The following is an 11583-nucleotide window of genomic DNA, read 5'->3' on the forward strand; positions in this document are numbered from 1 at the left end:
CCGGGGAGGATTTAGGCCGCGTTCGGATGCCCCTCCACGAACTGCACCAGATCCCACAGATTACCGTACAGATCCCTGAACACCGCCACCCGCCCATAATCGTACGTCGCCGGCGGCCGCACCCACTCGACCCCGGCGGCAGTGAAGGCGGCATGGTCGCGGTCGAAATCGTCGGTCGCCAGGAACAGGAACACCCGACCACCGGCCTGGTCGCCGATATAGTTCGCCTGATGCTCGGTCGACGCCCGCGCGAGCAGGATGGTGGTCGCGCCGGCCGGCGCACCGGGCGGACGGATCGTCACCCAGCGCTTGTCCTGCTCGGGCTGGTAGCTGTCCTCGACCAGGGTGAAGCCGAGTTTGCCGACATAGAAAGCGAGCGCTTCGTCATAGTCGCGAACGATCAGGGCGATATGGGCGAGATGGGTTTGCATTCGCCGTTTCTATCGGCGCGCGCTGCGCAGGGCCATTGCAAATTTGTACAAATTATCGTACATGATCGACATGCAAAGTCTGAGCGTCTCCGAAACTCGCGCGAACCTGAAAGCGGTCCTGGACAAGGTCGTCGCCGACAAGGCGCCGATCGCCATCACCCGTCCCAAGGGCGAAGGCGTCGTCATGGTTTCCGAGAGCGAATGGGCCTCGATCGAGGAGACGCTGTATCTGCTGCAATCGCCGGCCAACGCCAAGAGGTTGCTCGACAGCGTGGCCGAGCTCGACGCCGGCAAGGGTAAAGAGCGCCAATTGATCGAGCCATGAAGCTCGTCTTCTCGTCGCGCGCCTGGGAGGATTATCTCCATTGGCAAGGCGACGATCGCCGCGGCCTCGATCGCGTCAACGCACTGATCCAGGAGTGTCTGCGCGATCCGTTTCGCGGCACCGGCAAGCCCGAACCGCTTGGCGGCAATCTGTCAGGCTGGTGGTCGCGGCGCATCAATCGCGAGCATCGGCTGGTCTATCGGGTGAGCGGCAAGGACGACGCGCAATCGCTCGAGATCGCGCAGTGTCGGTATCATTATTAAGTCACCTACAATCAGGAATAAATTGCCAGTGAGACGGTGCGTTCTCTCTTTATTCTACTGAATCCCGAGAGCCACACGTCATTTTAATCAGCCAATATGGCGCCGATAACACTTGCACATACTACATCTTGTTGATTCTGTGCAGCCAAGGAGACTGCATGACAGTTTGCGTTGCCGTAAAGGTGCACGACTGCATCGTTTTTGCCGCCGACAGCGCGTCTTCGCTGGTCGAAACGGACCCGCATGGCGAAGCTTTGATCTCAAACGTTTACGCGCACGGGAATAAGGTCTTCAACCTCCGAAAAGGCCTTCCAATTGCTGGAATGACTTGCGGCATGGGGAACATCGGTGCCGTATCAATCAGCACCCTTGCGAAAGACTTGCGACTCCGCTTTTGTTCGACAGACCCTGCGTGGACGGTTGATCAAGAGACGTACACGATTGAGGAAATCGCGGTAAAGGCCCGCAGTTTCTTTTTCGATGAACACTACCAAGCGCTGCCGGTAAAGCCGGCGGGCGATCACGAGTTTCAATTCTGGATTGGAGGAAATGGTGCCGGCGCAATGCATGGGGAGATTTGGCGCGTCCGCATCGTCAATGGAACCAGCCCCGATCCGGAACGTCTTGCAGATACCGGTGAGTTCGACGTTTTGTACGATGGGCAGCCCGAAGCCATTAACCGGATCGTAAACGGCTACAGCCAGTTTCTGCCTAGGGCGCTACTCGATATCGGTTTGCCGCCAGAAAGCTTGGACGCAGTGCTCACGCACATCGAGGCTTACACACGGGCGCCGCTGATATCGCCGGCAATGCCCGTTCAAGACGCGATCGCGCTTGCAGATTTTTTGGTTGATACCACCAAAAAATATGTACGTTTCCTACCGGGCGCGGACACAGTAGGTGGCGACACGGATATTTGCGTTGTCACCAAGCACGAAGGCTTCAAGTGGGTGCGTCGCAAGCATTATTTCGAGCGCCGCCTCAATCCCGTGGAGGACGACAATGGCACAGGAACCTAAGGGCGCCAGCAAACCGAAGGTCGTGTTCGACGTCAAAATGCCGCGATATGAGTATCGGAAGAACGAGGAGCGCTCGATGTCCGTGGATCGCACCCGGACGACGGGAACCGTGGCCGCAGACTGCCTGGCGAACCTAACAGTCATTCACTGAGCTGCAGGAAGACCGGCCGGACTTGGGTCCGGCCGGCTAGAGCGTCTCGGGGCCTATACCCTCAATCGTGCTCCCGTCCCCCAGCACCCATGTACAACTCCCGCCCGGTCTCGTTGTACAGCTCGCTCATCTTCGCCATCCCGGCTTCCGCTTCCTCGGCGGCAATGAACGTCTCCGGCGCCGAATTCTGCTTCGCCGCGAAGTCGCGCACTTCCTGCGTGATCTTCATCGAGCAGAATTTCGGCCCGCACATCGAACAGAAATGCGCGGTCTTGGCGCCTTCCGCGGGCAGGGTCTGGTCGTGATATTGCTCCGCCGTGTCGGGATCGAGCGACAGGTTGAACTGGTCGCGCCAGCGGAATTCGAAGCGGGCGCGGCTGAGCGCGTCGTCGCGCATCTTGGCGGCCGGATGGCCCTTGGCGAGATCGGCGGCGTGGGCGGCCAGCTTATACGTGACCACGCCGACCTTGACGTCGTCGCGGTCGGGCAGGCCGAGATGCTCCTTGGGCGTGACGTAGCAAAGCATCGCGGTGCCGTACCAGCCGATCATCGCCGCACCGATGCCGCTGGTGATATGGTCATAGCCCGGCGCGATGTCGGTGGTCAGCGGCCCGAGCGTGTAGAAGGGTGCTTCCCCGCACGCCTCGAGCTGCTTGTCCATATTCTCCTTGATCTTGTGCATCGGCACGTGGCCGGGGCCCTCGATCATCACCTGGACGTCCTGCGCCCAGGCGCGCTTGGTCAGCTCGCCCAACGTGTAGAGCTCGGCGAACTGCGCTTCGTCATTGGCGTCGGCGATCGAGCCGGGGCGCAGGCCATCGCCCAGTGAATAGGCGATGTCATACGCCTTCATGATCTCGGTGATCTCGTCGAACCGCTCGTAGAGGAAGCTCTCCTTGTGGTGCGACAGGCACCATTTCGCCATGATCGACCCGCCGCGGCTGACGATGCCCGTGACGCGCTTGGCGGTCAGCGGCACGTAGGGCAGGCGGACACCGGCATGGATGGTGAAATAGTCGACGCCCTGTTCGGCCTGTTCGATCAGCGTGTCGCGGAAGATTTCCCAGGTCAGGTCCTCGGCTACGCCGCCGACTTTCTCCAGCGCCTGATAGATCGGCACGGTGCCGATCGGCACGGGCGAATTGCGGATGATCCATTCGCGCGTGTCGTGGATGTTGCGCCCGGTCGACAGGTCCATGACCGTGTCGGCACCCCAGCGGATCGACCACACCATCTTGTCGACTTCGGCGGCGACGTTGGAGGCGACCGCCGAATTGCCGATATTGGCGTTGATCTTGACCAGGAAATTGCGGCCGATCGCCATCGGCTCGGATTCGGGGTGGTTGATGTTGTTGGGGATGATCGCACGGCCGCGGGCGATTTCGTCGCGGACGAATTCGGGCGTGACGTAATCGGGGATGGCGGCGCCCCAATCCTGGCCGTCGCGGACATATTCGGCGAGGCGGGCGCGGCCGAGATTCTCGCGCTCGGCGACATATTCCATCTCGGGGGTGATGATGCCGCGGCGGGCATAGTGCATCTGGCTGACGTTCATCCCCGACTTGGCGCGCAAGGGGCGCTTCACGACATTGGGAAAGGGATCGACGCCGCCCGAACGATCGGGGCCAAGCTGGCCGTTATCCTCGGGCTTGAGGTGGCGCGCGTCATAGCTTTCGACGTCGCCGCGTGCCTCGATCCACTCGCGGCGGAGATTGGGCAGGCCGGCCTGGATGTCGATCCGGGCATTGGGGTCGGTGTACGGGCCCGACGTGTCGTAGACGCGAAGCGGCGGCTCGCCGCAGCCGGGCTCGAGGTCGATCTCGCGCATCGCGACCTTCAAGGGACCGACATGGATCTTGCGGCTGCCCCGGATGGGACCGGTGGTCACGCCGATTTCGGTACGCGCGGGGATGTCGGCCATTGAAACTCACTCCAGTGTCGGAGCGAGGACACGGATTTCGAGTGAAAGCCGCCCACTCCCTCCGCCGGTCTCAACCGGATCAGGTTCAGCGGGTCGGAGGCTGCGGCCTCCCTCTCAACCGCGACAGAGCGGTCCCCCGGGGATGGCGCAAGCTAGGCGCTTGTGACGGCGAAGGAAAGGCGGTTGTTCGATTACCTCTCCCGCTTGCGGGAGAGGGAAGGACCCGCTCGGCGTCAGCCGAGTGGGAAGGTGAGGGAAGCGAGCCGCAGGCTCGCGCGGCGCTTGTGAGCGCCGCCCCCTCATCCAAGCTTTGCTAGGCGGCAAGCCGCCAAGCTGCGCTATCCTTCTCCCCCGAGGGGAGAAGGTTTGTCGATCGAATCCGCTCAAAAAGTATACGCGATCCCCGCGCCGCCCAGCCACTGGTTGCGGTTGCCGGCGATCGAGACGATCGGCGAGTCGGCGAAGTCGTTGAGCAGGCGCTTATAGCTGCCGCCCGCCACCAGCTTGAAGCCGTGGAGCAGGTCGCCGGTCAACGCCACCGTGGCGAAGCCGCCCGCGGTCCAGCTCTTCCACCCGCTGCGCGTGTTGAACTGCGGCAGGCCGCTCGCCAGGCTGCCCGCTGCGTCGACATCGAAATAGGCGCGGCCATAGTCGCGATCGGCATGTTCGGCCGAAGCGAACAGGCCGACCGCCGCCTTGCGGCTGAGCGGGGTCAGGTAATTGATCGTCGGCGACCAGATCGCGCCGCGCTGGGCGCCGGTCACGCCCTTGCGATAGCTGACCGAGACCGACAGCTGGTCGTACTGGCTGGTGATCACGCCGGTCTTGCCGATGCCGAGATAGCCGCCGACCTCCAGCGAACGATCGCGCTTGCCGAGCGCGCGGACGCGGGGATCGTCGATATACGACAGCAACGAGCGGTTGAGGTCGAGCACCACGACCGGGCCCGCCTGCAAATCCCAATTGGGACCGGGCTTGTTGGGGATGAGGTCGGCCGAGAAGCGATTGCCGATCAGCTGGAAATTGAACCCCGATACCGATCCGATCACCGCGGGCACGGCGGAAAAGCCCGAATGATCGGCGCCTTCGTAATCGGGCATGTAGACCGCGCCGGCACCGATCGTGACGGTGTCCTTGCCGGTATCGAGCTGTTGCGGGGCGGCGGGGGGTGGCGGGGTGCCGGTATCCTGGGCGAAGGCGGGCGTGACGAGGAAAAAGGCGGGGGCAAACAACAGAAAGCGCACAGGCAGGCTCCGATTCGGATGACGTTTGGGTAAAGCAACGCCACCCGGGCGTTTTGTGTCCGTACGTCAGATACTAAAGTATGTAGCGCATCGTCACCTGTTGTGTTTGGGCAACGGTGCCCAGCGCGAACTCGGCCGCGACGAAGCGGGGCGGACCGAAGCCGATGGGCGGGTTGCGGCTGAACCCGAAGCCCTCGCGCGGAATGCCCATCAGTGTGTCGAGCTTCGCGTTCGAATTCTCGTCATGGATCAATGCGGCGGCGTATTTACCCGGCGGCAGATCGTCGAACCGGATGATGTGCTGGCCCGCCGGCACCGACCGCGTGACGGCGCGCTTGTCATCGACGCAACCGGGAAAATTCTTCGGCTCGGCGGTCAGGCAGACGCGGATCAGCCCGCGCGCCGAGCGCATACCGGCGACGTCGATCTCAAGGCTGGCGGCCGGGCTGGTGACGGGTGCTGCCGCGGGCAGCAGCACGCCCAGCAACAACCCTGCGCCGATCCTCGCCATCCGCGAACCCGCCAATCCCCCGGTCGGTGCCGCAGAGGCGATCCCAAAAGCGGAAATAGAGCCCATAATTGCACCTATATTCGGCATGATGCCGTTGATGATGGCTCGCGGTGATCAGCCATGCCCCCAAAGGTCCCCGCCACAGGAAGCGCGGGAAGATTTCCCAGCCCATGTGATTGGTCACACCCATAAGGGTCATGATTCCAAGCACAAAGGCCAAAGCGCCGACATGGACCGGAATCACGAAGACCAAAGCGGGAATGACGATCGCGCCGGTCAGCGCCTCGATCGGGTGGAACGCCATCGCCGCCCAGGCGGTCGGCGGCCGGCTGGCATGGTGGACAGCATGCGCCAGCCGGAACGGCGCCGGCCGGTGCATCCAACGATGCGTCCAGTAGAACCAGGTGTCGTGCGCCACGAGGTAGAGCAGCACTGATAGCGGCAGATACCAGAGCGGAAAGGCGTGGAGATCGCTGTAGATCAGCGTCCATCCGCGGTTCTGCCACCCCCAGGCGACCACGCCGGCGGGGATGCCGTAGATCGCCGCCGAGGCGAGGCTCCAGGCGATCTCTCGCCGGATCTGCTTGTCGAGCCCGGTATAGAGCCCCGGCCGCACCGCGCGCGTCGCGAGCGCGAAGGCGCCACTGCTGATCAGATAGCGGATGCCGACGATCAGCGTCATCGCGAGCGCGGAAAGGATGATGGCGATCGCTGCGGTCACGCTTCCGGTTTAGGCGCGGAGGAGCGCCGCGCAAAACCAATTCCCCTCCCACAAGGTGGGAGGGGTTAGGGGAGGGCGTGTCGACCAACAGCACGGATCAACAACAGGCCCTCCCCCAGCCCCGTTCCAGGTAAACAGTCCCCCGGACTGTTTAGGTTGCGCCGGGGGCGCAACCGACCTGGAACGCACAAGTGGGAGGGGAGCCTTGCTACCCGCCCTGCCACACCCGAACCGCGTCGACCGGATGGACGAGCATCAGCACGTTGAGCGTGAGGTTGTCGCGGATCACCGCCAGCGCGAGCAGTTCGAAGAAGATCGCGAGCGCTACCGTTCCCCATACCGGCAGCCGCCGCGCGATCGCGAAGCCGATCGTCATCATCACGATGTCGCTCATCGAATTGAGGATCGAATCGCCCGAATAGCCCACCGCGATCGTCCCCGCGCGATAGCGGTCGATGATGATCGGCGAATTCTCGAGCAATTCCCAACCGCCTTCGATCATCACCGCGAGCGGTAAGGCCCATAGGCGCAGCCGCCCGGGCAGGATCGACCAGAGCAGGCCATAGAACAGGAAACCGTGGATGATGTGGCTGAGCGAATACCAGTCGCTGAGCTGCTGGCTGTTCTCCGGGCTGTTGGGATCGCCTGCCCATAAAGCGATGTGACCGCACGGACAGAGTGGCGGGCGGCCCCAGGCGATTTCGATCGCGGCAAACAGGGCGATGGCGCCGATCGCGGCGACCAAGGCGCGGCGATCGACGGTGAGGGAAGGGCGGATCACGCCCTGACGCTAGGGCAAGGATCGGCCGCCGTCACCCGGCGATCATCGTCACGCAATCGGACGCCAATGCCTCGAGTTCGTCGCGCGTGGCGCCGGCGCGGGCGCGCACGCTGAGCGAGTGGATCACCGAGGTCGCCAGGCGCGCATGCGCCGCCGCGAGCGGATCGCCGCGCGCCACCAGCAATTGCTCGATCTTGTCATCCTCCAGTCTGACGAAGGCCGCCAGCCGCGCGCGGATCTCGGCATCGTCGACCGCGCTCGTGGCCGACGTCGACACCATGATGCAGCCCGACGGCCCGGTCTCGCCGGTCAGGAATCCGTCGATGACCGCGCGGAACATCACCTTCAGGCTTTGCTCAAGCGGCAGATCGGCCCCGATCAACTGATCGAAGGCGCGTCCGGCGCGCTCGATCGTGCGCTCGAGCGTCGCCAGATAGAGCGCGCGCTTGTCGCCGAACGCGGCATAGAGGCTGGGGCGCTGCAGTCCCGTCGCGTCGACGAGATCGTCGAGCGAGGTTCCGGCATAACCGTGCGTACGGAAGCGCTCGGTGGCGGCGCCCAGCACCTCTCCCGCATCGAAGCCACGCGGCCGGCCACGGCGCCGCGGCGTCTCATCTGATTTTTGTACCAACTCGCAAACAATCCTTGACTCGAGACACATTTATGCGGATTAGTACAAAAATAAACAAGCCCCCAGGAGGATTGCCGTGAAGCTCTATTTCATCCCGTTCGCCTGCAGCCTGGCGACTCGCGTCGCGATCAACGAGGCTGAACTCGATGCCGATTTCATCCAGGTCGTGCCCGGCGCCGACCTGCCCGACGGACGCGCCTTCACCGATATCAGCCCGATGGGCTATGTTCCGGCGATGGAAGCGGGCAGCGTGACCCTGACCGAGGGGCCGGCGGTGCTGACCTATATCGCCGACCTGGCGGCCGAGGGCGTGCTGGCGCCGGCGCCCTATACGCGCGAACGCTATGAGCTGACCAAATGGCTCAACTTCATCTCGACCGAGATCCACAAAGGCGTGTTCGCGCCGCTGATGTCGCGGAGCTCGACCGAGGGTGCGCGCGACTGGTCGAAGGAGTTGGTCGCGAAGAGGTTCGCTCTCCTCGAAGCGCATCTGACCGGGCGCAGCTATCTGCTCGACAGCTTTTCGGTCGCCGACGCCTATCTCCTCGCGGTGCTCAACTGGACCGAATATGCCGGGCTGAGCCTGGATGGCTGGCCGGCGCTCAAGGCATGGCGCGCCAAGATGCGCACACGGCCCTCGGTCGCCGCGGCGATGGCGACCGAAATGCCGTTGCGCCAGGCCGCCTGAGAGTCTGTTTGAAAACTCGCGAAAGAGCGAGTTTTGAGACCGCACCAGCCCGCTCCCCCACCCGACCTCCCATAGAATACCCTGATTGGGAGGTCGGGTGGGGGAGCGGGCTGGTGCCGCGAAACGCGCCCTCAGCGCGTTTTCAAACAGACTCTGAGGACGATCTTTCCACAGGGGATTCGGTCGCGGGGCTCAATCGCCTCGCTCCATGGGTTGCGCTCCCGACCAAAACGGGTAGCGATTCGTCATGGCAGGCCGGATCGATTGTGACCTAGCGATTGTTGGCGGCGGGCTGGCGGGCGGACTGATCGCGCTCGCGCTCCGCCGGAAGCGCCCCGACCTCGACCTCAGGCTGATCGAGGCGAGCCCGCAGATCGGCGGCGACCATGTCTGGTCGTTCTTCGAACGCGACGTCGCGAGAGAGGATCGCTGGCTGGTCGCGCCGCTCGTTTCCTATGGCTGGCGCGGCTATGAGGTCGCCTTTCCGGCGCATGCCCGCTCGTTGCCGACGAGCTATTATTCGATCGAGTCCGAACGCTTCGACCGCGTGGTGCGCGCGAGTCTCACGCCCGGCCAGTTGATTACGGAGAAAGCGCTCGGGGTCGGCACCACCGCGGTGGTGCTGGCGAGCGGCGACCGGATCGAGGCCAAGGGCATTATCGACGCGCGCGGCCCGGGCGACATGTCGTCGCTCGATCTCGGCTGGCAGAAATTCGTCGGGCGCGAATTGCTGCTGAGCGAACCGCACGAGGTGACGCGGCCGACGATCATGGACGCGACGGTCGAGCAGATCGACGGTTATCGCTTCGTCTATTCGCTGCCCTTCACCGCGACGCGGATGTTCGTCGAGGACACGTATTACAGCGACACCCCGACGATCGATCGCGACGCCCTGGTCGATCGCATCCAGGATTATGCGCTTAGCCGCGGCTGGGTGACCGAAGCGGTGTCGCGCGAAGAGACCGGGGCGCTGCCGGTGGCGATCGGCGGCGATTTCGACGCGTTCTGGCGCTCGGGCGGCGTCCGGGTACCCAAAGCGGGGCTGCGCGCCGGGCTGTTCCACCCGACCACCGGCTATTCGCTGCCCGATGCGGTGCGACTGGCGGCGCGGATCTCCGCGACAAGCGATCTTTCGACCCCCGCTTTGTACGACCTGACCTATGGCATGGCGAGCGGCGCCTGGGCCGACCGCACTTTTTACCGTACGCTCGATGCGATGCTGTTCCGCGCCGCCGAACCCGAAGAGCGCTATCGCATATTGGAACGCTTTTACCGGCTGGGTCCGGGCCTTATAGGACGGTTCTATGCCGGACGATCGAGCGTGATGGACAAGGCCCGCATCCTGAGCGGCAAACCCCCGGTTCCGGTCGGCCGCGCGATCGCGGCGATCCGCAGGCAGCACGCATGAAGCGGGCGATCGTCGTCGGCGCCGGGTTCGGCGGGCTCGCGCTGGCGATCCGGCTGCAATCGGCGGGGGTCGAGACGACGATCGTCGAGGCGCGCGACAAGCCCGGCGGGCGCGCCTATTTCTGGCAGAAGGACGGTTTCACCTTCGATGCCGGGCCGACCGTCATCACCGATCCGGCGGCGCTGCGCGAATTGTGGGAGCTGACCGGACAGGACATCGCGACCGATGTCGACCTGATGCCGGTCATGCCCTTCTATCGGCTCAACTGGCGCGACGGCACCAGCTTCGATTATTCGAACGACGACGCGCAGCTCCATGCCGAAATCGCGCGGCTCAATACCGACGATGTCGCCGGATACCGCCGATTCCTCGACTATTCGGGCAATGTCTATCGCGAAGGCTATGAGAAGCTGGGCTCGGCCGCGTTCCTCGATTTCGGCCAGATGATCGCCGCCGCGCCCGCCTTGATGCGCTATCAGGCGTGGCGGTCGGTCTATTCGGTCGTCTCGGGCTTCGTGAAGAACGAGAAACTGCGCCAGGCGCTGAGCTTCCACACCTTGCTGGTCGGCGGCAACCCGATGACCACCAGCGCGATCTATGCGCTGATCCACAAGCTCGAACGCGATGGCGGCGTGTGGTTCGCGCGCGGCGGGACCAACCGGCTGGTCGCGGGCATGGTCGCCTTGTTCGAGCGGCTCGGCGGGACGATGCGGCTCGGCGATCCGGTGGCGAGGATCGAGACGCTGGGCGATCACGCGACCGGCGTCACCACCGCGAGCGGCTGGTCGGGCGAGGCCGATGCGGTCGCGAGCAATGCCGACGTGATGCATTCCTATCGCGACCTGCTGGCGGGATCGCGCAGTGCCCAGCGCCGCGTCGGCGGGCTTCAGCGGAAACGCTGGTCTCCGTCCCTTTTCGTCGTCCATTTCGGCATCACGGGCACCTGGCCGGGCATCCCGCACCATATGATCCTGTTCGGCCCGCGCTATCGCGAATTGCTCGCCGACATTTACGACCATGGCGTGCTGGCCGAGGATTTCTCGCTCTATCTCCACCATCCGACCGTGACCGATCCCAGCATGGCGCCCGAGGGGCATTCGACTTTCTACGCGCTCGCCCCGGTCCCGCATCTCGGCAAATTCCCGGTCGACTGGGCGGAGATCGGGCCGATCCTGGAAAAGCGCATCCTCGACGAGATCGGGGCGCGGCTGATTCCCGACATCCATGAGCGCATCGTCACCAAGTTCAGCTACGCGCCCTCGGACTTCGCGCACGATCTCAACGCGCATCTCGGTAGCGCCTTCAGCCTCGAGCCGATCCTGACCCAGTCCGCCTTTTTCCGCGTCCACAATCGCGACGCGAACATCCCGAATCTCTATTTCGTCGGCGCCGGCACGCATCCCGGCGCGGGCATTCCCGGCGTGGTGATGAGCGCCAAGGCCACCGCCAAGCTGATGCTGGAGCAGAAATGAATCGCGAAACGCAAAAA

The 11583-nt window shown here is 64.0% G+C and carries 13 protein-coding genes and 1 riboswitch; of the genes, 6 read left to right on the top strand and 7 right to left on the bottom strand.

The genetic code is table 11. The features are described 5' to 3' along the window. Positions 1-11: 11 nt before the first annotated feature. Positions 12-431, bottom strand: a complete 420-nt coding sequence (locus SMA01S_RS23315; RefSeq protein WP_066827793.1) for a VOC family protein — start codon at positions 429-431, stop codon at positions 12-14. A gap of 70 nt (positions 432-501) precedes the next feature. Here SMA01S_RS23315 and SMA01S_RS23320 point away from each other — a divergent pair, with 70 nt between their 5' ends. The 3 genes from SMA01S_RS23320 to SMA01S_RS23330 all read left to right on the top strand — a co-directional run bounded on the left by SMA01S_RS23320 (position 502) and on the right by SMA01S_RS23330 (position 2038). After that, positions 502-756 carry a type II toxin-antitoxin system Phd/YefM family antitoxin gene (locus SMA01S_RS23320; RefSeq protein WP_066827804.1) on the top strand — a complete coding sequence of 85 codons (255 nt, stop codon included), beginning with the start codon at positions 502-504 and terminating at the stop codon, positions 754-756. Further along, positions 753-1019, top strand: coding sequence for a Txe/YoeB family addiction module toxin (locus SMA01S_RS23325; RefSeq protein ID WP_066827794.1), 267 nt, complete (start codon positions 753-755; stop codon positions 1017-1019). Before SMA01S_RS23320 ends, SMA01S_RS23325 begins: the two co-directional genes overlap by 4 nt. A gap of 158 nt (positions 1020-1177) precedes the next feature. Further along, on the top strand, positions 1178-2038 hold the full coding sequence (locus tag SMA01S_RS23330; RefSeq protein WP_066827795.1) for a hypothetical protein: 861 nt from the start codon (positions 1178-1180) through the stop codon (positions 2036-2038). Positions 2039-2250: 212 nt separating this feature from the next. Here the strand turns inward: SMA01S_RS23330 and thiC are convergent, their stop codons facing one another. From thiC to SMA01S_RS23360, 6 genes are all read right to left on the bottom strand, one after another. Further along, on the bottom strand, positions 2251-4110 hold the full coding sequence (gene thiC / locus SMA01S_RS23335) for a phosphomethylpyrimidine synthase ThiC (RefSeq protein ID WP_066827796.1): 1860 nt from the start codon (positions 4108-4110) through the stop codon (positions 2251-2253). Between the two features lie 39 nt (positions 4111-4149). Further along, positions 4150-4259, bottom strand: a riboswitch (TPP riboswitch). A 234-nt stretch (positions 4260-4493) separates the two neighbouring features. Next, positions 4494-5354, bottom strand: a complete 861-nt coding sequence (locus SMA01S_RS23340) for a MipA/OmpV family protein (protein WP_245649423.1) — start codon at positions 5352-5354, stop codon at positions 4494-4496. Positions 5355-5427: 73 nt separating this feature from the next. Continuing rightward, positions 5428-5865: a DUF2141 domain-containing protein gene (locus SMA01S_RS23345; RefSeq protein WP_157094117.1), complete on the bottom strand. Its 438-nt coding sequence runs from the start codon at positions 5863-5865 to the stop codon at positions 5428-5430. Then, entirely contained in the window at positions 5783-6547 is a 765-nt protein-coding gene (locus tag SMA01S_RS23350; protein WP_066827805.1) for a sterol desaturase family protein, read from the bottom strand. The genes SMA01S_RS23345 and SMA01S_RS23350 overlap by 83 nt, the downstream gene beginning before the upstream one ends. A 247-nt stretch (positions 6548-6794) precedes the next feature. Next, positions 6795-7364, bottom strand: a complete 570-nt coding sequence (locus SMA01S_RS23355; protein ID WP_439654323.1) for a DUF2585 domain-containing protein — start codon at positions 7362-7364, stop codon at positions 6795-6797. 34 nt (positions 7365-7398) lie between these two features. Then, positions 7399-7998 carry a TetR/AcrR family transcriptional regulator gene (locus SMA01S_RS23360; protein ID WP_169804296.1) on the bottom strand — a complete coding sequence of 200 codons (600 nt, stop codon included), beginning with the start codon at positions 7996-7998 and terminating at the stop codon, positions 7399-7401. Between the two features lie 76 nt (positions 7999-8074). Between SMA01S_RS23360 and SMA01S_RS23365 the strand changes: the two genes are divergently transcribed. The 3 genes from SMA01S_RS23365 (at position 8075) to SMA01S_RS23375 (ending at position 11566) form a co-directional block, all read left to right on the top strand. Then, on the top strand, positions 8075-8686 hold the full coding sequence (locus SMA01S_RS23365) for a glutathione binding-like protein (RefSeq protein ID WP_066827801.1): 612 nt from the start codon (positions 8075-8077) through the stop codon (positions 8684-8686). 247 nt (positions 8687-8933) lie between these two features. Then, positions 8934-10094 (top strand): lycopene beta-cyclase CrtY, encoded by a 1161-nt coding sequence (gene crtY / locus SMA01S_RS23370; RefSeq protein ID WP_066827802.1) that lies wholly within the window; start codon positions 8934-8936, stop codon positions 10092-10094. Then, positions 10091-11566 carry a phytoene desaturase gene (locus tag SMA01S_RS23375; protein WP_066827803.1) on the top strand — a complete coding sequence of 492 codons (1476 nt, stop codon included), beginning with the start codon at positions 10091-10093 and terminating at the stop codon, positions 11564-11566. The genes crtY and SMA01S_RS23375 overlap by 4 nt, the downstream gene beginning before the upstream one ends. Positions 11567-11583 lie beyond the last annotated feature (17 nt).

Origin of the sequence: Sphingomonas mali NBRC 15500 (assembly GCF_001598415.1) — a bacterium.
In the GTDB taxonomy this organism is placed as follows: Bacteria; Pseudomonadota; Alphaproteobacteria; order Sphingomonadales; family Sphingomonadaceae; genus Sphingomonas; species Sphingomonas mali.